Source organism: Treponema sp. OMZ 906 (assembly GCF_024181185.1).
Taxonomy (GTDB): Bacteria; Spirochaetota; Spirochaetia; order Treponematales; family Treponemataceae; genus Treponema.
In genome coordinates, this window is record NZ_CP051196.1 from 122,792 (window position 1) to 149,665 (window position 26,874).

General features: G+C 45.8%; 21 protein-coding genes and 1 pseudogene. 12 read left to right on the forward strand and 10 right to left on the reverse strand.

The window, feature by feature from the left end; all coding sequences use genetic code 11:
* Positions 1 to 115: 115 nt before the first annotated feature.
* The 3 genes and pseudogenes from E4N69_RS00560 to E4N69_RS00565 form a co-directional block, all read right to left on the reverse strand.
* Positions 116 to 385 (reverse strand): annotated as a pseudogene (locus tag E4N69_RS00560) (tyrosine-type recombinase/integrase); the annotation flags it as partial.
* Positions 351 to 470, reverse strand: a complete 120-nt coding sequence (locus tag E4N69_RS12745) for a hypothetical protein (RefSeq protein ID WP_371922392.1) — start codon at positions 468 to 470, stop codon at positions 351 to 353. The pseudogene E4N69_RS00560 and the gene E4N69_RS12745, both read right to left, overlap by 35 nt.
* A gap of 101 nt (positions 471 to 571) precedes the next feature.
* Positions 572 to 2,185, reverse strand: coding sequence for a Na+/H+ antiporter NhaC family protein (locus E4N69_RS00565; RefSeq protein ID WP_253714796.1), 1,614 nt, complete (start codon positions 2,183 to 2,185; stop codon positions 572 to 574).
* Between the two features lie 170 nt (positions 2,186 to 2,355).
* On the opposite strand from E4N69_RS00565, the gene E4N69_RS00570 reads away from it, so the two are divergent.
* From E4N69_RS00570 to E4N69_RS00590, 5 genes are all read left to right on the forward strand, one after another.
* The gene (locus E4N69_RS00570; protein WP_253824142.1) at positions 2,356 to 3,420 is read left to right on the forward strand and encodes a GGDEF domain-containing protein; all 1,065 of its coding nucleotides are present in this window, start codon (positions 2,356 to 2,358) and stop codon (positions 3,418 to 3,420) included.
* A complete protein-coding gene (locus E4N69_RS00575; RefSeq protein WP_253824143.1) occupies positions 3,420 to 4,379 on the forward strand; it encodes a GGDEF domain-containing protein in 960 nt (319 codons plus the stop codon). The genes E4N69_RS00570 and E4N69_RS00575 overlap by 1 nt, the downstream gene beginning before the upstream one ends.
* A gap of 60 nt (positions 4,380 to 4,439) precedes the next feature.
* Positions 4,440 to 5,339, forward strand: coding sequence for a DUF368 domain-containing protein (locus E4N69_RS00580; RefSeq protein ID WP_253824144.1), 900 nt, complete (start codon positions 4,440 to 4,442; stop codon positions 5,337 to 5,339).
* A gap of 29 nt (positions 5,340 to 5,368) precedes the next feature.
* On the forward strand, positions 5,369 to 5,908 hold the full coding sequence (locus tag E4N69_RS00585) for a flavin reductase (protein WP_253714800.1): 540 nt from the start codon (positions 5,369 to 5,371) through the stop codon (positions 5,906 to 5,908).
* A gap of 135 nt (positions 5,909 to 6,043) precedes the next feature.
* A complete protein-coding gene (locus tag E4N69_RS00590) occupies positions 6,044 to 7,528 on the forward strand; it encodes a hypothetical protein (protein ID WP_253824145.1) in 1,485 nt (494 codons plus the stop codon).
* A 9-nt stretch (positions 7,529 to 7,537) separates the two neighbouring features.
* Here the strand turns inward: E4N69_RS00590 and E4N69_RS00595 are convergent, their stop codons facing one another.
* Entirely contained in the window at positions 7,538 to 11,035 is a 3,498-nt protein-coding gene (locus tag E4N69_RS00595) for a UvrD-helicase domain-containing protein (RefSeq protein ID WP_253824146.1), read from the reverse strand.
* Between the two features lie 143 nt (positions 11,036 to 11,178).
* Between E4N69_RS00595 and E4N69_RS00600 the strand changes: the two genes are divergently transcribed.
* A complete protein-coding gene (locus E4N69_RS00600) occupies positions 11,179 to 11,853 on the forward strand; it encodes a B3/B4 domain-containing protein (protein WP_253824147.1) in 675 nt (224 codons plus the stop codon).
* A 13-nt stretch (positions 11,854 to 11,866) separates the two neighbouring features.
* Here the strand turns inward: E4N69_RS00600 and E4N69_RS00605 are convergent, their stop codons facing one another.
* The 3 genes from E4N69_RS00605 to E4N69_RS00615 are packed head-to-tail and all read right to left on the reverse strand — an operon-like array spanning position 11,867 to position 15,236.
* A complete protein-coding gene (locus E4N69_RS00605; protein WP_371922394.1) occupies positions 11,867 to 12,562 on the reverse strand; it encodes a DNA alkylation repair protein in 696 nt (231 codons plus the stop codon).
* 22 nt (positions 12,563 to 12,584) lie between these two features.
* Positions 12,585 to 13,760, reverse strand: coding sequence for a TraB/GumN family protein (locus E4N69_RS00610; protein ID WP_253824149.1), 1,176 nt, complete (start codon positions 13,758 to 13,760; stop codon positions 12,585 to 12,587).
* A 9-nt stretch (positions 13,761 to 13,769) separates the two neighbouring features.
* Positions 13,770 to 15,236: a tetratricopeptide repeat protein gene (locus E4N69_RS00615; protein WP_253824150.1), complete on the reverse strand. Its 1,467-nt coding sequence runs from the start codon at positions 15,234 to 15,236 to the stop codon at positions 13,770 to 13,772.
* 214 nt (positions 15,237 to 15,450) lie between these two features.
* On the opposite strand from E4N69_RS00615, the gene E4N69_RS00620 reads away from it, so the two are divergent.
* A complete protein-coding gene (locus E4N69_RS00620) occupies positions 15,451 to 17,448 on the forward strand; it encodes a hypothetical protein (RefSeq protein ID WP_253824151.1) in 1,998 nt (665 codons plus the stop codon).
* A gap of 43 nt (positions 17,449 to 17,491) precedes the next feature.
* On the opposite strand, the gene E4N69_RS00625 is transcribed toward E4N69_RS00620, so the two are convergent.
* From E4N69_RS00625 to fusA, 3 genes are all read right to left on the reverse strand, one after another.
* The gene (locus E4N69_RS00625; RefSeq protein WP_253824152.1) at positions 17,492 to 18,244 is read right to left on the reverse strand and encodes a hypothetical protein; all 753 of its coding nucleotides are present in this window, start codon (positions 18,242 to 18,244) and stop codon (positions 17,492 to 17,494) included.
* Between the two features lie 291 nt (positions 18,245 to 18,535).
* A complete protein-coding gene (locus tag E4N69_RS00630) occupies positions 18,536 to 19,219 on the reverse strand; it encodes a hypothetical protein (RefSeq protein WP_162662010.1) in 684 nt (227 codons plus the stop codon).
* A 10-nt stretch (positions 19,220 to 19,229) separates the two neighbouring features.
* A complete protein-coding gene (fusA, locus tag E4N69_RS00635) occupies positions 19,230 to 21,320 on the reverse strand; it encodes an elongation factor G (RefSeq protein ID WP_162662011.1) in 2,091 nt (696 codons plus the stop codon).
* Between the two features lie 201 nt (positions 21,321 to 21,521).
* On the opposite strand from fusA, the gene E4N69_RS00640 reads away from it, so the two are divergent.
* The 5 genes from E4N69_RS00640 (at position 21,522) to E4N69_RS00660 (ending at position 26,821) form a co-directional block, all read left to right on the forward strand.
* Entirely contained in the window at positions 21,522 to 22,499 is a 978-nt protein-coding gene (locus tag E4N69_RS00640) for a helix-turn-helix domain-containing protein (protein ID WP_253824153.1), read from the forward strand.
* 954 nt (positions 22,500 to 23,453) lie between these two features.
* Positions 23,454 to 24,071, forward strand: coding sequence for an MptD family putative ECF transporter S component (locus tag E4N69_RS00645; protein ID WP_253824154.1), 618 nt, complete (start codon positions 23,454 to 23,456; stop codon positions 24,069 to 24,071).
* A 5-nt stretch (positions 24,072 to 24,076) separates the two neighbouring features.
* Entirely contained in the window at positions 24,077 to 24,742 is a 666-nt protein-coding gene (locus E4N69_RS00650; RefSeq protein WP_371922355.1) for an energy-coupling factor transporter transmembrane component T family protein, read from the forward strand.
* Between the two features lie 18 nt (positions 24,743 to 24,760).
* A complete protein-coding gene (locus E4N69_RS00655) occupies positions 24,761 to 26,359 on the forward strand; it encodes an ABC transporter ATP-binding protein (RefSeq protein ID WP_253824155.1) in 1,599 nt (532 codons plus the stop codon).
* Between the two features lie 234 nt (positions 26,360 to 26,593).
* Entirely contained in the window at positions 26,594 to 26,821 is a 228-nt protein-coding gene (locus E4N69_RS00660) for a NifU family protein (protein ID WP_162662015.1), read from the forward strand.
* Positions 26,822 to 26,874: the final 53 nt, after the last annotated feature.

Genomic DNA, 26,874 nt, shown 5'->3' on the forward strand with positions numbered 1-26,874 from the left:
TTTCAATCTAAACTGCCACAGATCAAAAACCTATCATCTTCCTACCATAATATACGCCGGAACGCATCACCAACAGCCAGATTAGACCTATCTTCACTAAACAAGCTAAAACGAATCACATTCGGCCGATAGGGCTTTGAACGCCGAGACCGCCGCGGTTGAGGACGTGGGTGTAAACCATAGTGGTTCAAACATCGCTGTGACCGAGAAGCTCTTGGATGGTGCGGATATCGTAACCGGATTCCAGTAGATGCGTTGCAAATGAGAGGCGGAACGTGTGGCAGCCGATTGGCTTCGGAATACCCGACCGTAAAACAGCTTCGTGCAAAGTGCGCTGAATGACCGAAGGATCAATATGGTGTCGCCCTTGCTCGCCCGAAACAGGCAAAACGCGTTTTAAGATTTTTATCCTTATGTTCACGGATAAAACGGCTTATCCAATAGCTGTATGCTTCCCGCGTACGTTTGATGTAGTGTTTTGCAGTAAGACTTCATTTACCAGTGATTCTAAAGATATAATTATTCCTTAGAAGCGGCTTTTTGTAATAGGCCAATAGTAATAGAAGTCTCCTTACCCCTTCGTTATCTTCGGTAGAAGAATCATGCCACCGGTAAATACCACTAAAACAGCGATCCATGCGGAAAGGATATTCATAAAAATTCCACCGGTGATAAAACCTACTAACGAACAAGCTGCAACAAAAAGTGCATAAGGCATTTGTGTTGCAACATGCTCCAAATGCGGGCAGGCTGCTCCGGTAGAAGATAAAATCGTTGTGTCTGAAATCGGGGATGCATGGTCGCCGAATACGGCTCCGCCGAGAACGGCCGAAATACAGATAAATATGGCATTAAACGCAGCGTTTTGCGCTAATCCGGCGTTTTCCGTTAGCCCGACGGCAATCGGCATAATAATCGGAATCATAATACCGAACGTACCCCAGCTCGTACCGGTTGCAAATGCAATAACTGCTGATAGCGCAAAAACGATAGCAGGGAGTATCCATAACGGGAAGGAACTGCTCACGACCAGCTCAGAAAGATAACGCCCCAGTCCTAAACCGCCGTCTGCAGGAGATGAGCGTATAACCGTTCCGATTGACCACGCCATCGTTAAGATAATAAGGGCGGGAACCATAGATTTTATACCGTCGCGGACAGCTTCGCTTGCTTCTTTTAGATTCATAAGGCGGCGCGCAAGATAGTAAATATACGTAACGACTAAAGTAAAGATAATGGCGTAAAAAAGCGCATAGGATGAATCGGTATTGATGAAAGCCTCACGGATACTCATCGATGCGGCCGCTTGCGATATGGTAGTAATTGTAGTGCCGTTTACGGCATTAATCCACGAAACGGCAGGGAAAAAGGCAATGGCGAAAACGATAAGAAGCAAAATGGGCAGTAGCATATCGATTGGTTTTGCACGGGTTGTCTGCTCCTCGGGGATATCGCCGGAAATAACACCGTAGACTTCTTCGTTCCAGAGGCGTCCGGTTGTTTTTGCTAAGTTTTCGGATCTTTTCATTGGACCGAAATCAGATTTAAAAAAGATGATGACAAGAATCATCAAGATTGTTGTCAACGCATAAAGGTTGTACGGAATAGCGCGGATAAAAAATTCAAAATCGCTGATACCCAGTTTGCTGAACCCTTCGGAATTTCTCACGATGGACATAACGGTAACGACCCAGCTGGAAACAGGGGCTAAAATACACACGGGGGCTGCAGTGGAATCCAAAATATAGGCAAGTTTTGCACGCGGCACCTTATGCTGATCATTTATCGGCCTCATAACGGTTCCGACGGTTAAAGAGTTGAAATAGTCATCTATAAAAACGATTAAACCGAATATAAACGTTGCAAACTGAGAAGCCGTTCCGCTCTTTAGTTTTTTAGACATCCACAAACCAAACGCCTGCGCCGCTCCCGTTTTTGACAGCATACCGACCAATGCGCCGAGCAATCCGCAGAAGAGAAAAATGCGGATATTCCAACTATCCGCTAAAGAACCGGCGAGTAAATCCGTTAGTTTCATAAGCGCCGCTGCAGGATTCCCGCCGGCAACGATCATACAACCGGATAAAATCCCCAAAAAGAGCGAAACGATAACATCTTTTGTAATGAAAGCAAGTGCGATGGTTAAAACCGGAGGTATGATCCCCCATAGTCCAAAATGATCCATAAATATTAGAAACTCCTTTTTATCAGGGTGTCGTATAAATGAAAGAAGAATATATTGTAGCATATATTCTACATCTGTGCAGTAGTGTGTGATACGGATTTTTGAAGGCTGTGGAGCGGCGAGTCTTTTGTTAATATAAAAACACTTATCATGTATTCCAAATGAGATATATGAAAATGCATTTAGCCCAAAAAAGTGTTCCCCTTTTAATGACTACCAGTTCATTTTGTGATATAGTACAGGGTATGCAAGAAATACCATTATCAGCGGATTTTGCTGTTCAAGCAAAAAAGTTTTTGCAAAAAACATCTTTCTTTTCCGGCTGGACAGACAGCGAACTGGATGAAATTATGATGCACTGTCAGGCAAACGAGTTTGAGGACGGCAGTATAATCTTTACGCCCGAAGAAAACGGCTCCAAGGTGTATCTGCTATTGAACGGCAGTGCCGAAGTCCTCTCCCCCGACAAAAAGACTGCATTGGCTGAATTTGTTGCAGGGGAATTATTCGGCGAAATTGCCTTGCTGACCGGTAAACCGCACGATGCATATGCCATAGCACGTAAACAAGCCCGTATCTTAGAATTTCCCAAAGATGGGGTTCCGCTTGAAACCCTCTTCCACGATAAACCGCGAATACTTGCACATCTTTTTCAATCATTGTTGATTTTCACCTCCCAACGTACCAGAGCCGCAAATCTGCTCATCAAAGAGAATTCACCGGTTGTACGCGAGCTGCGAAATCAGGTATATAGCGACAAGCTTTCAGGTCTATTCAACCGTACCTATTTAGAGGAATCTTTTGCAGAATTTTGCAAGGAACCTTTTGCACTCATTATGATGAAACCGGATAACTTTAAGCAGATCAACGACAGCTTCGGTCATGAAGCAGGTGATATCGCACTTATCTTTATTGCCGGTCATCTAAAAAAAGCCTTTTCGGAAAATACTATTTTGGCGCGCTACGAAGGAAATGAATTCGCAGTTCTCACTCACCTGTACACCGATAAAGAATCCGCACGGGCTTTCGCAGAAAAAATTAAAAAAGAACTCGAAACATTGGATCTTTCCCATATTTTTAACGGTGAGAAAATCTTTTTAAGTATGAGCCTCGGTGTCGTTCTATTTCCGCAACATGGTAAAATCTATACCGATATTGTAACACGATGTTCCGGTATGCCGTTGATAGGCAGGCAACGCGGCGGTTCTATGATTTTATTTCCGGAGGATATATAATGCTCGAAGTAAAACAGCGGTGGCTTGAAGTTTTACGTAAAACTTCTCTTTTTTCGCGCTTAACACCTGATCAAATGGCAGTTGTGCTTTCCTCCCTCTTTTATTGTGAGTTGGAAGCGGGTCAAACCCTTGTATATGAAGGTGAAATAGGATCGGAGCTTTTTATTATAGTCCAAGGATGTATATCGATTTCGGTAAAATCCGGAGAAGAAAATATCGAATTGGGAAGGTTGCATTCCGGCGATTTTTTCGGTGAAATGTCGCTGCTTGAACAAACTGCCCGTTCAGCTTCGTGTACGGCGGTGGAAAACACCTCATGCTTTATGCTTAAAGCGCGGGATTTTTCGCAGATTATTGTGAATGACCCTGTTATTGCCGTTTCCATTTTACAGCAAATGCTTTCGAGTACGGTTTCGCGCCTCTTACGGACAAATAGCTTTTTAACGCAGGTTATACAGTGGGGCGACGAAGCCAAGAAGCGCGCTATCACCGATCCCTTTACAGGGCTCTTTAACCGACGCTATCTTGATGATAATATCGGAAACCTTATCCGCCGGAACACCGAAACCACCGGCGCCAGTTTTGCAATGGTGGATGTTGATCGTTTCGGCACCTTGAACAAAACCTACGGGAGCGTGTTCTGCGACAATATTTTGCTTGCAATTACCGATGTGTTTAAGAAAACATTTGACCATCAGGATACGCTGATACGGTATGGCGGTGACGAGTTCTGTTTTATTGTCGGGGGAAAATTTGAACGTGCCGAAACGCTTTGCCGAAATGTTTGTGAGGGTGTGAACGCTATCAGATTTAACGAACATCCCGAACTTGCGGTTTCTTGTTCAATTGGCTTAGTCCCATGCGCTCATAACGATAATATTCCGGATATACTCAAGCACTCCGACGAAGCCTTGTACCGTGCAAAAGAGCAGGGGCGGAACCGCGTGTGTACGGCTTAATACAGCAAGAGCAACCCGGTGCTGTCATATCAATATGAAAAATAATAAGGTTTATACGGTATGATTTCGCTTTTAAAACTTTTCGGTGTCGGAGTATTCATTGGAATCGCCAATGTTGTACCCGGAGTTTCCGGCGGTACGATTGCGGTGATTTGTAATGTCTACGATAAACTAATCATATTGAGTTCGCTTAATTTTAAACGGATAAAGGAGGCCTGGCAGGATATACTAAGCCTTGCACTGGGAATCGGTGCGGGCATTGTGCTGTTTGCAAAGGTAATTACGCTGCTATACCGCGCGTATCCGGCACAGACCAGTGCCTTTTTTATCGGGGTTGTGGCGGGGAGCATACCGTTTTTGTTCCGAAAAACCCGTGCCGGCATTCCCGCTGCAGCAGTTGCAGAGGATGGTTCCCTGAAATCCGGATGGCTGTATGGGACACTATGCTGCGGTGCTGCCGGTTTTGCGCTGATGCTGGGAATGTTTTTCTTACAGCGCCGCGGTATACAGGCTGCTGCCGTTGTTACCGCCTTTTCACCGATGTTTGCAGCAAAATTAGCGGTAATGGGAGCTTTGGCTGCGGTTGCGATGTTGATTCCGGGTATTTCCGGCTCGTTTGTGTTGTTGATTCTCGGCGTGTATCCGACAGTACTGCAAGCAGTCGCAGACTTTAATATGCTATTGCTTATACCTATTGCGCTTGGCGTTGGAGCAGGGCTGGTATTCGGAGCGCGGCTGATTGCCGTATTGTTAGAACGCTTTCCTGCGCCGATGTATGCTTTTATTCTCGGTTTGGTTGCGGGTTCGATACTCTATCTCTATTCGAGTACCAGCTGCCAGCCTTTTACGATGCGGGTTATTTCCGGAACAGTATTTCTTATCGGTTATGTAACCGTCTCATTCTTTTCTAAAAGAGGGGAAGCAACGGAACGGAAGGAAGATGTCACCGATGAACAATAATCGTATATCTTTTTGAGTGGGAGGAATGTATGTTTGAATCTTTACAAGTAACACCTGAATTAGTAAACAAGGTAATCAAGCCTTTTTCTGCATTAGCGGAGCACGGTGTGTTGGTTAGTGCCGGACACGGAACGGAGCGCGGCGAATGGAATACTATGACCGCATCGTGGGCATTGATGGGACATTTATGGAACCGTCCGATGGCTGCTTTGTTTATTAGACCGCAGCGGCATACCGCGGTATTTGCCGAAGAAGAAGATTACTTGAGCGTGTCCTTTTTGGATACTGCCGATGAAAAAATGTGCGAAGCCCTTAAAATTTGCGGTACCGTGTCGGGCAGGGATGAAGATAAAGCTGCCAGTGCAGGGCTTACACCGGTATTCCACGATAATACCGTTATCGGATTTGAGGAAGCCATACTCACCGTATCATGCCGGAAACTCTATCGAAGTCAGTTCGATATGGACTTGTTTTTAGACCCGCAGGTCATTATCGACTGTTATCCCAAGAAAGATTTTCACTACGTCTATTTCTGCGAAATCCGTGATGCCTACCTTCGCCGTAAATAGAACACTGCCGAAAGCTGTTTTCTTGTATGTAACGGAACCGCCGCTTTGCGGTTCTAATTGATAACAGGGCATCTTTAAAAACTACCAAGTTTTTAGAGATGCCCGTTGATTTTAAGAAGTGTATAAGAGGTATATATGAAAAAAATAATTGCGTTGTTTTTTATGATGATGCTTGTGAGTGCCGTATTCGCACAGGAAGCGGCTGGAACTGAAACAGGCAGTCTTGAAGATGAGCTGTTCGGTGGTGATACTGAAGCGCTCGTAACACCGGAGCAGGCAAACGCCGAAACTCAAAAAGACGGTGTTTCCCTAACGGGCGATCTTAAAACCGCAACACTCGCACTTGAAAGCAATAAATTGCGTATCGGCGGCTCGTTAAACGCTGAATTAGGTCTTAAATATGTATGGGCTGATCCGTACACAAAAAAGAACGATGCAAAAAAAGCATTTTTAAATCCTGAGGTGGCACAGCTGCGGCCGACAATCGGTGCAAATCTCTTTTTTGATGCGCGACCGGTACAGGACTTAAAACTGTACGGCAAGTTCCTTTTTGAATTTCCGTTTGAAAAAAACTTGAATGGAGCCGCGTCAATCGGAAAAGAGCAGCTACCGCCTGCATTACAAGGATTATTCCCCAACGGATTAGCAGCGCCTGTGAGCGTAAACGGTTCTCCGAATTTTAAAATTTGGGAGATGTATACCGATTTTTCGACAAAGGATATTGCGTTTTTCCGGTTCGGAAAACATACGGTTAAGTGGGGAACCGGCTATTTTTACAGCCCTGCTGATGTTATCAATATTTCGCGGATAGACCCTCAAAAACCGACCGAAGACCGGGAAGGTCCCGTTTCGCTGCGAACGCATATTGTTATTCCTAAGACGCAGTACAATATATGGTTGTATTTGCTGCCCGACACGGAAACGTTTAAGCCGCAGTATACGGCGGGAGCTGCAAAGGCAGAGTTTGTGTTCGGCGACTGGGAGTTGGGTGTCGGCGGTTGGTATCGCTATGAAAAGGCGCCGCGGTTTATTACAACCCTCTCCGGCAGTATCGCGGGAAAGGTCGCCGTCTTTGCGGAAGGCGTATTTGCATGGGGCAGCGATTATACCTATTATAAGAATGATGCCACGCTGACGCCGTATACGGTAAAGAACAAGCCGTTTTTCCAAGCGACGCTCGGCGGCTCGTATTCAAATGCAGACTCGCATACCATGCTTGCATTCCAATATTACTATAACGGCTTCGGTTATGCAAACACAAAGGCCGCCGACAATATTACGGACACTGCGGTAGCTGCACTGAAAAGCCAAAATTTTACCGATCCTTCGCTCAAAAAATACGAGAATATCGCCGCAATGGGAAATCGAGGCCAGCATTACATCGCATTTACAATATCCCAGAACAAGATCGGTACGGAAGATTTGACGGCAAATTTGTTCCAGCAGTTCGCAATCAGTGAGCTTGAAGGGCTTACAACACTCAGCCTTAACTGGAAGATATTTAAGTTTGTACAGATGAGTACCGGGCCGATATTCTCGTATCCGCTGAGCCCTGCATCGCACAGTAAAGGCTCCATCGGCTATAACCTCAGCTTTAAGCTCGGCGGCGGCAAGTTCTAACGTCCGCCTTTACACCACCTCAACGGCAGTTTTGCTGCGGAGATAGAAAATGTAGGCTTTAACCGATTTGGGCGACTGTTGTCCGCCGGTGTCTTGGCCGAACCCTTCCATTTTATAAAAATTCTCCACGGCAGCTTTGTAGATTAAAAGCTGCCTTCGATGTTGTTCAGGATAGATTTTTTGGTCGGTTTTATAATCGATGATATACGCGGTATCTTCGTATTCAAAAAGCAAATCGATTTGCCCTATGACGAGCTTTCCTTCGTAGAGGGTTAAAAAGCCGTATTCGGTCTTTCTGAATGAGGCTTCTGACGCCTTTTGTCCTAGCGGCGAAGAAAGAAAAGCGGTGCACAATTTTTCCACTTCCCGGGCGTACTTTGCAGGCAGTGTACACGGGCGGTCTAAAAAGCGGGCTTCCATCGCCTTGTGCACCAAAGTTCCGAACTCGGTGGAGGAAAGCTCATCGCCATCCTTTTCACCGGTATTGTCGCCCTGCTCGATATGTTCATTTAATTCGGTATGTTTCATAGTTTTAGATTGAGCCATCATTTGTGAATGTTCCATATCTTGTAATTCCTGGTTTGGAAACATTGCAAGCGGTGCTTCGCTTAAATGAAGCCACTGCCGGTCTTTTTCAAATTGAGTTGCCGGTATGACGCGCGGTTCCGCAAGCGGGAAGTTTTTTTCCGCAGCCTGCCAGTATAGGGCACGGGTTTCATCAAGATTAAAGCGCTGCCGGTCTTCCGTGGTGTGCTGTACTGCCGAGGCGGGGAGCGGTAACACTTCCGTAAAATGCACGCAGTTGATATCTCCGGATAGCGCCGGTAATAAGAGCTGAAAAAAACTTCGGTTATTTTCTTCCTTCTGAGGTTGTACAAGCTGTTGGCGGATTTCCTCCAAAATGCGGGGCATTTCCGGTAGTTCCTCAATATCACCGTCGGTTTCTTGCACACCGCTCATCAGCAGCCGAACCTTAGCCCGCGTAACGGCGACGTAGAGAAGCCTCTTTGTTTCGGCGAGGTGTTTGGCATTCGCTTCCTGCCGCAGTTCCTCAAAAAAGATATTGGCGGAAGGATCGTTTTTTGCCTCCGGCGGTAAATGGATAACCGGTCCTAAATCCTTGTGCAAAAAGACCAGGCCTTCTTTCTTTTCAGACTTTCCTGCATTGCCGCAGTCGGGAAGGCAGACAATCGGGAACTCCAAGCCCTTGCTCTTATGCACCGTCATAATTTTAACCGCGTCGCCGCCGTGTTCGAGCGGAATTTCCATATCTTCAACCCGCTCTTCCGCATGAATATACGAAATCAGTGTGTCGATAAAAGCCGAAAGACTCTGCCCTGCGGCATCCGCTTTTACCGCAAGCGCAAAAAGATAGTCGTATAGTTCCAGATAGCGGTGGTAGCGCGGCTCCGTAAGCAATATGTATCGATACCCTTCGTCATACCACAGTGCGGTAACCAATTCGGCATTACTCTTTTTTTTGATAGAGCCTTGGAGTCGCTCAAAAAGAGCGCAAGCATTTAAGAAGTACTGCCGGTCTTCCGCGTCCAGTTCTGCGGCAGCGGAGGGAGCAAACGGTTGGGGGGCATGCTCAAGGCTGTGCAGCATCAATCGGGTAAAAGAGCGGTCGCTGAGGCGGACAAACGGCGAGCGGAGTACTTGCGCATACACGGCTCTGTCATGCGGATACACCGCTAAGCGGAGCAAGGCGCAGATATCGTTGAGCGGCGCGTCGTGGAACAATCCTTTTTGCTGTACGGAAATGTACGGGATTTTAAATGCACGGAAAAACCGCTCGTAGACTGCTTGATGCGTCGAAGCGCGCAGCAGCACGGCAAAATCCGACCATATACAGGGACGGGTAGACTGTGCGGCATCGTCGTATACAAGGTAGCGTTCGTCATGGAGCGCGGCTATTTTTTGTGCAAGCGTATACGCCTCGCATTCAATCGGTTTGAGGAAGGCGGTATCGGTGTCGACGCCTTTTGGAAAGCGTTTTTTATCGATAAAGAAGATATCTGTCTGAGGTGTCAAATTGGGAACCGCCTCTCTGCTGAGGATGGGGATAAATTCCGCTTCAAATGCAGGCACGGTGCCGATAAGGGGCCGATTGGTTTCCGAATAAAAGACCCGCATAAATACACTGTTAAAAAAGTTGAGCAGTTCAGGTTCAGTGCGGTAATTTGTTTGCAGGTTAATCGAAGCGGAACCTCCTCCTTGCCGTAAGTCCTGCGACAGCGTACGGAACACCGAAACATCGGCGCCTCGAAACGCATAGATCGATTGTTTTTCGTCCCCGACAAAGAAAAGTTTATCCGGCACCAGCTCATCCGGCTTCGGTATCGATTGGCCGGTACGTTCTTCTTTTTCCGCAAGCAGGAACAAGAGGTCGCGCTGCAGGCTGTTATTATCCTGAAATTCATCGATCATAATCCGATGGGTTTGTTTTTTATAAAAAAGCCGCAAGTCGGGATCGATGATGAGCGCGTCAACAGCAAGCTGCGCAATATCGCCGAAGTGCAGTATGCTTCTCCGCTTTTTTTCAGCAATGAACCGTTCCTGCAAAATACTGCAAAGCGCGTATATCTTTTGCATTTGCTCTTTGTGTGCATAAAAATGATACAGACTTTGCAAGCGGCCGGAGCTTTCGTTCAGTTCACCGCAGAGCGCCTTGCACGCTTTTACGTCCTCATCCTTTTTTGAACCCATCGTTTTTTTAACGCTGCAAATTGCTTTCAGCCGTTCAAGAAAGAACGGTAACTGCGGATCGTTTAGTGTAAACGGGAATTCAGGGAGTTGCACGTATGCTTCTTTTACTGCGCTGATGTAGTTATCGGTTCCTTCAAGATGAGCGGCAATATCTCCGAGAATGCGTTCGGCTTGTTTGCGATAGCCGGTAAATAATGGTTCGGCAGCGGCCAGCTGATTCTGCAAGGCCTCAGAAAAATCAATCGGGCGGGAGACCGTAACGTAATCGTTTAATATTTTGACAAAGAAGTCGTTGATAAAATCGGTAATCGGTTTATCACCGAGCAGATATTGCAGGTTTGTGTCCGCGCGGTGTTCAAGGAAAAAATCAAGCGAAAGGTTATAGGCGAGCCGTTTCGATTCGGTAAGGTCGATGGTGAAATCGGGACTGATACCGAAGCGCCGGCATGCGGTTACGGCAATCTTATGACAAAATGCGTCGATAGTCATAATTTGCGCTTTAAAAAAAGAATCCAATGCAGCGCCGGCGCGGCTCCGCTGTACCGCATCATCGGTTCCCGCATACATCTTTTGCAGCTCCCGATAGATACGCCGGTGCATTTCCGCCGCCGCCTTGTCCGTAAAGGTGAGGGCAAGGATATGTTCAACCTGATAGTTTTTTTCGGTAATCAGGTATACATAGCGGCTTGCCAGAACCTTCGTCTTTCCCGAACCGGCTCCCGCCGCCACAACGGCATTTTCATCCGTTTTTACCGCCAGTTTTTGATGTTCGTTTAAATCTTTGCAAATATCTATCATATTTTCTGCTCACGTACCCTTTTTATTATTGGCTTTAAAAAACTTAAAGTCAATGGTATAATAGTTCGGTTCGATCACTTCGTTGTCGAATAGGTTTAATCAATTCACTTATACCGAATAGAAACTATGGAGGTACAACTGCTATGAAATTTATTGTGGACGAAAGTATGTCAGCACTGGGAATTAAAAGCATTGTGGTCGGCATTGCAAAAAATGTAGACCCACAGGCGCCGTTATCCGATGTATTTTTAAAAAAGCAAAAAGAAATGGAAGAATGGGCATTAAAGTGCGATATTGATGAAATATTTTATCATCCTGTCATTCAGGGATACACCGATATGCTGCAAAGTGTCGGACGCAGCATCAAAAAATATATGCCGACCGTGCCGGCTCTTATCCGAAACATTCAACACCGTGGTTCTATCCCGCATATCAACAGTGTTATCGACATTTATAATGTCGAATCATTGCGTTCGCTTTTGGCAATAGGCGGGCATGATCTTGGAAAGGTAGACGGACAGATAGAATTTGCCGTCAGTAAAAAGGAAGATGTGTTCTTGCCTATCCTATCGACGGAAAAGCATGTTGCAAAGACCGATTATATGTACCGTGACCTTAAAGGAATTATGGCGTGGTTGGATGTCCGCGATGGGGAAAACTATAAATTTGATGACAAAACAAAAAACGCAATCTTTATTATTCAGGGAAATGCCAATACTTCCGTAGAAATGCGTGTAGAAGCGCTCAAACGGATTCAAAGCGATTTAGCGGAGTGTATGCCTCAGCTGGAATTTGATATACAGGTTATCGAAGGTTAATACGGCACTACTGTTACACTTTCAACGTCCGTAAGTAGTCCTTTGTTTCCGGAGAAATCCGGCGACTCTCTATCGCTTTTTGAATGGTTTTGTTGTGGGTAAAGGGAGCAAGCGTTTGCTTTTTGATATAGGGGAGCGCGGCGTCGTACTGTTTAATCAGCGCAAAACTGAAATACCAGGCAATCATCATATTGATGTAATACTCGTCCGATTTTACAGAGGCAACAAGGTCGAGCATTGCCGGTTTAAACAGCTCATCAAGGTAATTCGACAACAAGAGATTGATGGCGTAACGGACGGTATAAGTACGGGGCGACCGTATCCAGAGCAAAATTTTTTGATATACCTCATTGGGATATTTTTTAAAGAGGCGCGGTGCAAAACTGTCACAGGTTGCCCAGTTGTCGATAAACGGTAAAAACCGTTCCGTTTCGGTTATGGCGGTATCAAAGTCTTTGATATTTTCGATGAGGAATGCGTGAAGATTGTTTTCTTCAAAATACCGATGCGGAAGGGTTTGCATAAAAGCGGCAGCCTGCTTAGGTTCCGTCTTAAACAGGTCTTTCGCAAATTTCCGTAAAAGAGGCGTCCGTATCCCAATCATGAGTTTCGGATCAACGGTGGGAATAAGTTTTGCATTAAAATCCCTATATGCCGTATCTTGCATCGACAAGAGCTTACTTTTAATCGATTCCATCATTTCCTCCACGGCAATCGTACCGGACACTTCCTTATAATAAGCCGCTTACCAGTGCGGGGACTGCGATAAAGTTACCGATTGCTCCGCCGAGGCTGGATAAAAAGAAGATCAGCAGGATGTGCGCTATTTTGTTTTTATACCATCCCTTAATGCTCGTTACATCGGTGGTTAGGTTTTCCATGTCGGCGACCTGCGGTTTTCGCACCCATGCTTGAACAATACCGGTAAATAAGCCGACGCCGATAAACGGGTTAAGGGTTGCGAGCGGGGCGCCTAAGAAGCCGGTAATGATGCTTAACGGATGACCAAGTGCGAGCAGTGTTCCGAGTGCGGCAAGGCTTCCGTTCCAGAGCAGCCAGCGTACCAGCAACGCGCTTGACGCTGCGACGCCGCCTTTCATAAATCCCGCTGCAATAAGCAGCACAATCAGCGCCGGGAGTATCCAGCCGGAAATTTTTGCAAAACCGCTCTTCGGTGGTACGTCTGCGATATCGCTTACATCATTCGGCGCTGTTCCGTTTTGCAGTTTTTCAAGATAGGCGGCGGTGCCTTCAAGGTGTCCTGCTCCCAGTACCGCAACGGTTTTCTTTCCTGCCGCATTCCATATTTTTGTCGCCAAATAGCGATCGCGCTCGTCGATGAGGGCTTCTTTTACTTGCGGCAAATATTCCGCCATTTCCGCCATCATGCTGTCCATTTCGCTTTTGTCTTTCAGCGCTTCAATTTCATCCGCGCTGAGTTTTTCGGTAGAAAAAGCGCTGCTAAGCAGTGTTGCCAAAAGCTTCGACTTACCCCACAAGTTGTTCTTTGCCCATGCCCGTTTGAGCGTGATGTGAATCGGCCGGTCGACAAGTTCCGTTTTAATCGAAAGTTCTTTTGCGGCGGTAATAGCCGCCTTCATTTCATCCCCCGGCTTAACCCCGACATCGGCGCCGATCCGTTTCTGAAAAGCAGCAAGCACGAGATTAGCAAGCAGCAAAAAACCTTTTCCGGTTTTCAGCACTTCGACAATATCGAGTTCCTGCCACCGCTTTTCATCGGTAAGCGCTTTGTATCGCTGTTCATCCAATTCTACACAAACGCAGTCGGGGTGTTCATCGTGAATACATCGCTCAACATCATCGATGCTTTCTTTTGAAATATGCGCCGTTCCAAGTAGGATGATTTCTTTATCATTTAAAGTAATGCGTTTCAATGTTTGATTCATAGACTTATCCTATTTTTTTGTAGAGGTATCAGGATTTGTAGTGAGTTCACTTATTGCAAGTCGATATTCAAAAAAGGTCGGGGTTGGGGTAGTCTTAATTTCGAGCAGGAACTTTTCGGCAAGATGACCTTTTCCTGCAAGTCGGTAGAATTCGGCTAAATAGAAGAACTTGCGTAAACGCTCCGTTTCGTCCTTTTCTTTTGTAATACGATTATTGACATCGCTATCGCCTGCAAAGTCGACAAAAAGGCGGCAAAGATAGTAATCGGTTTCGCGCTTTGTACGGTCTATCGTTTTAAGATATTTTGACATAAAATCTTTTGCTTCCGCTTTTTTATTCAGTTTATAGCTGCATACCGTTGCGGATAACGCATAATAGGTATTCGTAGGAGCATAGCGCAGGGCATTCACAAAGGCCGCGCGGGCGCCTTCCCAATCGTTTTTTTCAAACAATAAAATCCCGAGTCCTTCATACGCATAATAATATTGCGGGTAGAGTTCGGTTACTTTTTTGTAGTGCTTTATCGCGTCTTCTTTGTTGCCGAGGTCGTCATTTAATCCTGCAAGGTAAATATGAACAAAATAGGAATCGGGGACAAGTTCGATTGCACGCTTAAATGCGGCACGAGCTTCTTCTTTTCTCCCTATTTGTAGATTATAAGAACCGAGATCCGTCCAATGCGGAGCGGCATCGGGTTCCAATTCGGTTGCTTTTTGTATATCCGCAATAGCTTCCGCCATACGATTTGTCTCCGATTTTATCCGCGCCAATTCGGCAATTGCAAGGCTGTTCTTCGGCTGATACTTCAAGACTGTTGTGTAGCATTGCTCCGCCTCCGGCATCTTGTTATCTAAATAATAAACCTTTCCACACCAAATAAGCGCTTGAATATCATTCGGATGTTTTTGCAAAATTTTGTTGAATATCTTTCCTGCTTCTTTATAGCTTCTCTGATCGTATAAATCGACGCCCTCTTCTTGTAATGCCTGTATGTTATCGGGATCGAGTTTTAATATCTTTTTTAAATATGTTCTTCGCATTTTTTTGTCGTTTTTTGCTTGAGCAACCATTGTCATGGTATACAGTACATTGAGGTCGCTGGGATATTGCTTTTCCAATGCTTTTGCCGTTGCTTCCGCGTCCTTTATCCGGCCGGTTGAAATGAGTACGGCTACCTTTAAATTCCGTATGGAAAGAGAAACTCTGTCTTCTTCGGGTAAAGTGTCAAAAAGTGCGATAGCTTCATCCCATTTTTGCTCGCTTAACAATGCACTTAATTGTTGTCCGAATATGACTCGCGGTGGAATTTCCTCCTTGGCTTCCGCCTTATTGTCGGAGCGTGCGGATTTTTCGGTCCCTTGCCGATTGGATTGTGTATGAGGCTTTGCTCCCTGTGCGCTTAAACAGAAAAGCATACCGATTATAAGGTAGATACATACGGTTTTTTTTGAAATACTTCTATACAAATGTTTCATGAAGACTCCTACGGAACGGTGATTAACTAAAACTAAAGAAACTGCTCAAAGCCTTTCGCTTTTGCATAACCCCGCTAGTCTACCCAAGTTTTCCAATCTGGTCTAGCGGTTATGTTAAACGGTTTCAACAGCAGTATATCATAAGAAAACTTTCCGTCAGCCGTGGCGGTTTTACTGTTGCAATTATTATCCCCTTTTATTAGACTAACAGCGTATGAAGCATATTGCAGGTAGAATAGTTGCATATACCGTCCTTTATTGTAGTGTTATTTTCGGTATTTTTGTTCTTCAGTTTACCAAAGGGCAAACTTTCTCTTTAACGTTAGGGTCTATGACCGTTACGGGCAGGCAGGAACGTGCCGAGTCGGGCAAAATGATTCCTCTTTTACCCCTTCATGTCGTCTCGAATGGGCTGAATTTATATATCAGTGAGCAAAATCCCGTGTATGCCGTGGACGAAGGGGATATCACTTCTGCGTTGCGCGTTTTGGCATATCAATTTTATGAGGCGGAAGCGCGATTTTCGGTACATTGTTCGGATGATGTTGTTATTTCATTTTTTTCAGAAAGACGCGGCGATGTTGACAGTCTCATGGTCGAAGCTGTACTTCCCGAAGGAATAAAAAGAATATTGCTCCCATGGAAGATTACTCAAAATGCCGGTATTGAACGTGCAGACGGTAAGATTTTTGTGCGTTCCGGTAAAAAGCAGTATACGTTTACCGGCAGTTTCGGTTTTGACACGGATGGAGAGGATACGGCGGCACAGTTCGAAGAACCTCATTTGGTGCTTGCCAAGGGGCAACCGTTTGCCTCTTACAAAACCTATTTGCCGCTTGAAGAATTGGATATCACAACCATCCCATCGATGGTACAGGCTTCTGCGGAATCTTATACGGCAGCGCTTAATAGTTTTTCCTCGGCGGTTGTTCATGCAGGGACGCAGGCACTTTCGTCTAAACGGATAACGGAGAAAACGTTGATAGCATATATTGCCGAGATGGGGCAGCGCGGTAAATTTGCCGGAACGATGGAAACAGCCCCTGCTCAAACGCTTGCACGAAACGTACGGACATACCTTTCAAATCCTTTTTATGATAATGTGCAGGAAACTCATGTAGGATTGATTGCCGACGATGCAAAAAAAAGGGAACGGTACGCCGCGCTTATCACGGATAATTCGCTTGAAATTTTTGAACAAGACGGCTTAATACCGTTTTTAACCGACCGCGGCTCTAGGCGCAGCATAGAAGGTTTATTCCGGTTGATAGAGAAGATGGATGTTGCACAGCTTAATGCACGGCAGGCTGCGGGCGTGTTGGAAGTATGGCTCGATTGTACGCATTACTACCCCGAACGGAAAACGTTGTTTGAAGATTTGCTGCCAGTGTGCGAGAAAAAAATTACCGATGCTCTGTTGTTGATCGATGAAGGGTTGTACATGAGTAATGACGGTACGTATATCGACAGCGTTGCCGCTTTAGCTTCTGCACGGATATTGATGCGATACGGAACGGAGCAATCTTCGGTATGGCAATCCGTTGCACGAATGCTGGTAACTTCTTTATTAAGATACTCAGGTGAATTGGCCGGGTTGCCCGTAGGACTTACCGTAACCGGCAGTAAATCGACACAGTTGGTAATTACGGCCGATGACAGTGATGTGCTGGATGTCGGCACGCTCTATCCTCTGCTGAAGCCGGATAACAGTTGGTATCCCCATGCCCAGTCACTTGCTTTACAGGCGGAGGCCGGTATTTGGGCATGGACATGCGCACAGAACATCGAGGTTTTAGAAAACACTTCAAAAACCTTAGTATTACGAATCCGATTCCCGGAAGGGCAATCTCACTATCTTACCTTGCACGGTATTAGGCCTTTCTACCGGATAGAAATGTATGGCATCCCCTTTAGAAGCGATGCTCGCTTCGAGATGTATAATTCTTCGGGCTATGCGTACAATGCCGGCAGCAAAACGTTATACTTAAAGATGAGACATAAAAGCGAATACGAAACCATACGCCTTTTGCTCGGTTCGGCTCCGCAGGAGTCTGCTTCCGTGCGGCCGGTACCGCCTGCTGCCGTTTCAAATACAAGCACCGGCGCCGCTCCTTCTACGGAGGCAGCATCCTCTAACCAAGCGGCGGGCACAACCGGGGTTGTTTCGGTTCCGCAACCGGAAAATCCCGCTCAACCGGAGGATGCAGAGTAAACCTGTTCCGAGACTTCCGTTTCGGAACAGACAGCCTAGGGCTTTATTCCGTCCATGTATATGAAGCAACAGAGCTAAAGGCGCTTGTATTATCATCTGTTTTATTGCCGTCGGCGCTTTTCACCCAGAAATAATATGTACCGGAAGCCGAAAAACTCTTAGAATAACTTGTTGATGAAACCGTATCGCTTAATAATATGGCAGATGCCGTGTTATTGGTTGTCCCATAATAAACCCAGTAGTATTTTGCTCCGGTTGTAGTCCAGCTCACCGTAATCGTATTGAGCTTTTCCGTGGAAAGCTCCGCTTGTACGTTCGCCGGTACTTGAAGTGTCGTGTAGGTAAACGATAATGACGCAACATTACTAAAACTGCTCAAACTGCTTGAGGATGTCAAATCGTCGGCGGCTCTTAGCCAAAAATAGTACGTCCCTGTTGCCGATAGCGTGGTGGAATACTTTGATGAATATGCCGAACGAGTTAAAACAGTAGCTGTAGATGAATCGTTGCGTGTGTTGTAATACAGCCAGTAGGTTTCTGCGCCGGTATCTGTCCACGAAATAGTTATGCCATTAACCGTGTTACTGTCAAGTTCAGCCTTTACATCCGTCGGCGCATACACCCCTTTTGCAGTTGGTGTTCGTGTTGGATTATTAACGGGTCCGTTACATCCAATAACGGCACAGAGTAATAAAATAGCGCTTATAATGGAGATGTATTTTTTTACTCTGTTATTGGCAGTTTGGATATCCGCAGGATGATTTTTTCCTGCCGGACGTTTTGTCGTATTCGGCATTTTTGCCCTCCTCTTTTGTTAAGGTGTTCCAAACGATGGAGTTGGTTCATGTTTAGAACTTCTCTTCCATAATACCCCCCCCCCCCAAGAGTCAAGAGGAAAACAAAAATGGACGGGGCAAACGCATCAGACATTTTTTAACAACCCCGCAGCAGAAGAGAGGCTGCTCAACCAGAGTTGAACTGTTGGTTCAAATGGTCACTGCATAAAAAAAGCCCTGCCGATATAATCGACAGGGCTTTTCGATAGCCTTTATGGCCTCGGTGCGCTTAGCTGGAGCTATAAGGAAAATTATTTTTCCGCTAACAACATCGTTTTGGTATCAAGCTTGCAGCCGGTATCAAAGTCTGCTTTGCCACGGGCTTTTAGCGCATAGATTTTAACTGCTTCCGGTGCGGGTTCCAAATACAGGATAACATCAAGATCATTAGCATACGGTTTCAGATCAGGGTGGATAACCTTTTCGCGTACGTCTGCGGAAGCTGTATACCAAACAAACATGCCGGTCTCTTTTGCAAAAGCTTTTATTTGCTGGATCGCTTCAGGTACCGCTTTTGAAAAATCAAAATCGTCGATCATCAGTGCGGAAGGTTTGGAACCGATTTCAAATAGTGCTTTTACGGTTTTGATAATCTGGGTTGTACGCACGATATCTTGATTAAAATTAAGAACAATACGCCGTGCGATAACCTCAGATTTTAATTCGGCAGCTTTTTCAAGGTGTTTTTTCTCAGCTGTTTCGTCGAACATATTGTTATACCATGTAATGGCATAATCGGTTTGCTGACTGAACGAGATATGTACAATCGGTTTACCTTGCAGCAACTGATCCAATCCGAGCTGAACCAGCATGGAAGTTTTTCCAACGCCTCTTTTAGCCGTTACAATGCCGATTTCTCCCGGCTGTAACGCCCCTCCGAGCGCTTTTTCAAAATTACGAACAGCGCTGCGTTCGATTAAATCCTCTTTAACCATTTCCCGCCTCCTATTTTTGTTGTTCCGCTTTGCGTTTTTCTTCATACGCTTTAATTAATGCTTCCGTAACACTCTGGGGAGCTTTGCCGTACTTCGCAAATTCCATTGAGTATTCAGCTTTACCCTGCGTTGAAGAGCGCAAAATGGTTGAAAAACCGAACATTTCGCTTAACGGGACTTCCGCATCGACACGGGTAAACTGTTCATCCTCAGTGGATGCTAATATTATACCACGACGTTGGTTAATAAGTCCAAAGATATTTCCTTGGAATTCCTGCGGGCCTTCAATAGAAACCTTCATAATCGGTTCAAGCACAATCGGATTGGCTTTTTTATACGCTTCGCGGAAAGCGCCGATAGCTGCAGCTTGGAATGCCATATCGGAAGAGTCTACCGGGTGTGTTTGACCGTCGTTGATGGTAACCCGTACGCCGACAATCGGGAAGCCGATCAGCGTGCCCTTCTTAACGGCCGCTCTAAAGCCCTTATCGCAAGACGGAATAAATTCCGAAGGAATGGCGCCGCCCTTAATCTGATCGACAAACTCGTAGTCTTGCTCGGAGGTAGGTTCGATAAAGCCTGCAACACGGCCGAACTGACCGGAACCGCCCGTCTGCTTTTTATGGGTGTAGTTAAAGTCCGCACGCTGGCTGATCGCTTCGCGGTAGGCAACCTGCGGCATACCGGTTTCTACTTCGCACTTGTATTCGCGGCGCATTCGTTCAATGTATACATCCAAGTGAAGTTCGCCCATACCCTGAATAATCGTTTCGTTCGATTCGGGGTCTACATACGTGCGGAACGTGGGGTCTTCTTTGGTAAAGCGGTTCAACGCCTTGCCCATTTGGTCGGCGGATTTCTTATCTTTGGGGGTAACCGACAGCGAAATAACCGGATCCGGCACGAACATCGAGCTCATCGCGTAGTTAAGGTCTCCGCCGCAGAACGTATCGCCTGATGCGCATTCGATACCGAAGAGCGCGACGATGTCTCCCGGGCCGCCTTCGGTAATATCTTCCATTTCGGCGGAGTTCATACGGACAAGACGTCCGACCTTAAACTTTTTACGTGAACGGGTATTGTACAGTTCGCCGCCCTTTTTTAGCGTTCCCTGATAGATACGCACATACGTCAACTGACCGTATTTTCCGTCTTCCAGCTTAAAGCCGAGTGAAACAACCGGATCGTCAGGGTTGGAAGTCAATACAACCGGCTCTTCGTTTTTATCCAAATTGAGTGCCTTGTTGGTAATCTCTGTCGGATTGGGCAAGTAGTACGTTACAGCATCGAGCAATGGCTGGATACCTTTGTTTTTATAGGCTGAACCGAGGAACACCGGTACAAAAGCTTCTTTTAACGTACCGGCGCGTACCGCTGCACGGATCATCTCTTCCGTTTCGGCTCCTTCGAGGTATGCTTCCGCAAGCTCATCGGAGAACATGGAAGCTGCATCAATCATTTCTTCGCGGTACTTTTTTGCTTCATCCAAAAGATGAGCAGGAATTTCGGCAACACGGAGTTCGGTACCGCTGTCTCCTTCAAAATACAGCGCTTTCATCGTTACGAGGTCGATAACGCCTTCAAGTTTATCTTCAAGTCCGATCGGGAGCTGCATCATATAGGCGTTCAGGCCGAGCTTTTCGCGCAGCTGCATCCGTACCTTTAACGGGTTGGCGCCGGTTCTATCGCACTTGTTGACAAAGGCGATACGCGGGACATGGTAGCGTTTCAACTGGCGGTCAACGGTGATAGATTGAGACTGTACGCCGGCAACGGAACACAGTACCAAAATAGCGCCATCCAAAACGCGCAGGGAACGTTCAACCTCGATGGTAAAGTCGACGTGTCCGGGAGTGTCGATAACGTTAATGGTGTGATCTTTCCATTTTACCTGTGTCGATGCGGACTGAATGGTGATACCGCGCTCCCGTTCCAATTCCATATTGTCCATAACGGCGCCGACACCGTCTTTTCCGCGTACCTCATGAATGGTATGAATACGGTCGCAATAAAACAAGATACGCTCTGAAAGGGTTGTTTTTCCCGAATCGATATGCGCACTTATACCGATATTTCTCATTTTTGAAATATCACTACTCATAATTCTTCTACCTCATTTCTATAGATTTCTACGTCAAAAAACCGGCAATTAAAAAATATCAATTTTCGTAAACTGCCTATAAGCAAGATTATAAATTATACAGGAAACGGTTTTTGATTGCAAGAGTAAAGTTTTTTAAATTCATTTTTTATTGACATATATAGAGATTGTATATACTCTTAAAAAAATTGAAGGCCTAATATGACATCTTGTGTACACGCAACCGAATGGCACGGAACACGCGCCGCTATTGTATCTAATACCAATTTGATAACGGAATACGCTATCAACTGCGATACACCGAACGGGCGTATGAAAACCTTTCATTTATTCTCAGGAGTTGATTATGCACTTACAACTTTTGAAGCGTCCTCATGTGATTACCGAAAAGAGCCGGTACCGAATATTCTAGAAATAGCCTATTGCAAATCAGGCAGGTTTGAATGCGAATATAAAAGCGGTTACTTTACCTACCTTGGAGACGATGATTGCGCGATCGGCATTCTGGAAGCTCAAACGGAAAAGCCTTTTTTCCCGTTAGGATATTACACCGGCTGCACAATCATTATCGATGTCAAAAAGACAGGTATGGTTTTTCAGAATATTATCGAAGGCATATCCATTGACCTAGCGGCACTACAGCAAAACTGCTGCCCTGACAATAAATGCGCAGTTATTAAAACACCGCCAATGCTGCTCCGTATATTCAATGAATTATATGAAGCATCCCAAGATTGCCGCTTTTCCTCTGATACAACAAACGGCTACCTGCGGCTGAAAGTTTTAGAGCTGTTGTTTTTATTGCAGCACTATAAACCGCAAAAGCAGTCTGCGGCACATACCTGTTTTTCAGGAGTATATATAAAAAAGATAAAAGCGATTAAAGCTGATATTACGGAACACTGGAGCGAAAATCCGCGGTTAAAAGATTTGTCGCAAAAATACGGTATCGGTTTAACGGTAATGAAAGACTGTTTTAAAGCAGTGTACGGAAAACCGATTTATGCTTTTCAAAAAGAATACAAAATGCAAAAAGCGGCGCAGTTATTACACACTACGGAAAAATCAATTACGGAAATTGCCTCCCTAATTGGATACGAAAACCCGAATAAGTTTTCTTCCGCTTTTAAGAATACATTCAGATGTTCTCCGCGGGAATACCGCCGGAATAATTTATAATTGATACTTTGTAATGGATAATTATTTTGGGCGTTCCGGTTCCCGTCGGGCTTTACGCTTATAGCTTTTTGCTGCGTTTGTATCATTTCAGCAGTGTTTCTCCTCACGTCGAAAACTGCATGTGACTTCTTCTGGCAGCAAAAAGGCTATCGCTGCAATCCCTAACGCAACGTCAAAAATGTACATCCTTGTACATTTTTGACTGCGAGTTTTGCCTTACGTCAAAACATCGCGTCTGTCTAATACCACGGACATCCTTGTCCGTTCTGAATTGACTTCCGTGTCAAAATTTGCACGCGAGTTTTTTTGCAAAGCAAAAAACATCGCTGTTGCTTAGAACCGACGGCATCCATGCCGCTTTTGAAAATCATCGACGTATCAAAACTGCCAAGGATGGCAGTGGTTTCAAACGGAATCGAGTTCGCACTGCGAACTCGCAGACAAAGAATGTACACGGATGTTCATTCTTTGTCGTGCCTGCGGGTGTTTTTTTGTGCGCTCCTAGCATCTGTACCATCTATTTCAAAAGGCTAACGGAAGGTTTATCTTCAAGCCTCTCTTCTGTGCGAAATTTTGCATAAAATTTCGCACATTTTTCCATCAAAGGGGTAAACGCATCAGGCAGAATAGATAAAAATCGCGGAAAAATTGAGACTGTGAGACCATTTGAACCATCTTCAACTGTTGTACGTCCATGTACATCAGTTGAAGGCGAGTTTTGTGCGTGCACAAAACATCGCTACTGTATGGAACTACTGCCATCCATGGCAGTTCTGGTTGAATAGTCTCAATTTTTCTGCGGGGATATTAAAAAAACAGCCTGATGCGTTTACCCTGGCCAATTTTCACGGCTTTTTGGATAGGTTTTGACTGAATGGAGTGGAAAACAGCTGTTCATTGCCGCTATAGTATTCTCTTGAGTTAGCAGATGTTAACTCAAGAGGAGGAACTAATATGGAAGTAAAAACAGACGGTTCAGCACGGCTGCGGTTAAAGGATATTATCACACTTTCGATTTTTAATATCGCGATGCTGGTGATTATGGTTATCGTTAAGATGGTGATGACAATAGCGGCAACGCCCGCACTCGATTACCTTTTTTACGTCGGCGTGATGGCTTTTTTCTGCGCACCGCTCTACATTGTTATGTCAAACAAAACGGCGAAACACGGAACATTCCTTGTAACGGCAATTTTTTGCGGATTGATGATGGCTGCGTTCGGCTCGGCATGGTTTTCTGCAGTGATGCTTGCAGTAGGTCTCATCTGCGAGCTTTTGATGCTGGGCAATAATACCTACAAAAATCCGGTGCGGAACGGTATCGGCTATGTGGTATATTGGACGCTGTACGCATGGGGTAGTGCAATTCCGCTGTTCTTTTTTAAAGAGCGGTATTTGAAGAGCTTAGGTGATTCATATACCGAAGAAGGCAAGCAAGTATTGATTCGCTTTTACGGTTCGCTCGATATGATGCTGCTTATCGGTTTGATTTCGGCGGCACTTGCGGCTGTAGGATTTTGGGTCGGTATGCTGTTTTTCAAAAAACATATTAAAAAAGCAAAGTTAGCGTAAAGTCAGTGCGAAATCTCGACCCTCGAACACACCTTGCTGTTATGCTGTGCGCCACGGTTGTTTGGTTTTTCTACGAGCGGATCGGACAAATGCATTGCCTGTGCCTACTGGCAGGCTGTTATCTGCTGCAGGTGAAGGAAGTGCAGACTGCGTGGCGTTTGTGCTTTTTCTATACTATTCTCCAAGTACTTGCCCGGATCTGTGCGCCGCATACAGCGCTGCTCTATGTAATCCTGCATACCTTTGCTCGCTCAATTCCGCTCGTGACGTTTGCTGCCGCCATTGTAAAAAGCAATCCGAGCAGGCTGATGGCAAGCTGGCAAAGCCTGCACATTCCTAAGTCCGTGACGATTATGCTCTGCATGATGATGCGCTTTTTTCCGGTACTGCGGAAAGAAATGGCGGCGATTCGGGAGGGGATTAAGGCAAGAGGTTTGTTTCCACAGTGGTATGATTATGTCCGTCATCCGGTTATTGTGTATGAAAGTTTTTTTGTACCGTTTACCGTTCGCTGTTTAAAGCTGTCGGCAGAATTGGGTGCAACGGCGGAACTGCGCGGTTTGGACGCTCCCCAAAAACGAAGCAGCATGTATTCCGTTCCGTTATCCATCTACGATTATCTTACCGTTGGATTATACGGTGTTGTGATGGTGTTGATTGCCATTGTATAAAATACGGTTGCGATGTCTATGATTACGTTTTGTGATGTATCGTTTTGTTATGGGGAAACGGGGTCCGCTGACAACCGGCAGGATGCTTGCATTGAGGGCATGTCCTTCGATATACGGGACGGGGAATGCGTTGTTTTGTGCGGAAAATCGGGAGCGGGAAAAAGTACCGTGTTGAGGCTGATCAATGGTTTAGCTCCGGCATTTTACGAGGGAACACTGCATGGTTCGGTGCTGGTTGCCGGGAGAGAACCTGCGTCTATGCCGCCTGAGCAGCGAGTGCAAACATTCGGGGTTGTGTTTCAAGACCCGCGCAGTCAATTTTTTATGAACAGTGTGCAGGATGAAATTGCGTTTTCCGCAGAGAATATCGGACTGGAGCCGATGTACGTGAAAGAAAAGGTACGAGAAGCGGCTGCACTTCTTAACATAGAGCCGCTGTTATGCCGAACCGTTGATACACTGTCAGCAGGGCAAAAACAACGGGTAGCGATTGCTGCAGCGCTTATTTTATCGCCTCAAATCTTGATCTTAGACGAACCTGTTTCCAATTTGGATGCGGATGGTATCGAAATTCTTACCGGTCTTTTGGCGGAGATTAAAAAGCGGGGAACGACGATTATCATCAGTGAGCACCGGCTGCACACATTTTTAGGAATTGCAGATTCATTTTTGCATATCGAAAACGGCAGGGCTGCACACCGGTGGACAGCAGATGAGTTTTGCCGTCTGCAGGAAGGTGAGTTACGGCAGTTCGGCTTCCGGTATCCCGGTATGGCGAACTTATCTTTGCGAACAAATAACATTCATACAACGGAAGTGATAGGACAACCTGAAAGCGCCGCACTAAACGAAACACCGAAAAGAGCAGCAGTAGAAACGTCAACACCGGATCCGGTTGTAAAATTACCGGAAGCGGCAAAAATAGAGCCGGATGCATCGCAAACTGCTTTATGTGTGTCGAATGTAACGTATTTATACCGGAACGGACGGTATACGGAATGTCGCGGCGCAGATGGTTCCAGCCGAGCAATGGAATGCGGTATACGAAATATCAGCCTTACGTTTCCGCAGGGGAGTATTACTGCACTGACCGGAGAAAACGGCGCCGGTAAAACTACCCTGTGCAAGGTACTGTGCGGACTCCTGCGGCAACAAAACGGTAGTATTACCCTGAACGGACAGAAGCTCTCGTGTGCACAGCGGCGGCGAATGAGCTATTTTGTGATGCAGGATGCCGATTATCAGCTGTACTCCGACAGCGTGATCAATGAGCTGCTGTTGGGACGGGAACCGTCTCAAAACATAAAGAAACGAGCAGAAGAAGCGCTTGAGCTGTTCCGCTTGCAGGCGGTACGGAACCGGCATCCTGCGTCACTATCCGGCGGAGAAAAGCAGCGGGTGGTAATTGCCGCGGCGTATTGCTCGGAAGCACAGCTCTTTGTGTTTGATGAGCCGACCAGCGGTATGGACGGCGAAGGTCTTTTAAGTATGGTGCAGTGGGTTGATGCGCTTGCACAGGCGGGAAAAACCGTTGTCATTATCACCCATGATGAGCTGCTGAGTGAAATGGCTTGTGATTATAGGATAAGGATGAAGGCTGCCGTAGCTATTTCTTAACGCTCGCCCGCGCAGCTTTTACGATAGATTGCTTCTCATATTAACTATTAACCGCACTTATAGTATAAAAGCTGCTTAATCTGTAACTATTGCCGCTAGATACGGTTATAGCGTATTAGGACTCTTTTAACAATCGGATGTTTTAGAGATGTTTACTCTATAAAGATTTCTATTATATAATATGCTATAATTATAATGATAAGCGCATTCTGCGTGCGTAAAAAAGGAGGAAGTATGGTTACAGTCGATCAAATTCAAAAGGCTCTGGACGGTATTCGTCCTCATTTGCAGGCTGATGGGGGCGATGTGGAATTTGTCTCAATGTCTGATGATGGTGTCGTTTCCGTCCGATTGAAAGGGGCTTGCGGTTCTTGCCCAATGGCTTTGATGACGTTAAAGTCCGGCATCGAAGCTCAATTAAAAGAATCCTATCCCGATGTAAAAAAAGTTGTTTCCGTTTGATGTTCATGCCTCAACCGATTTGATATATTCAAGTTTTTGGGGTATTGTGCCGA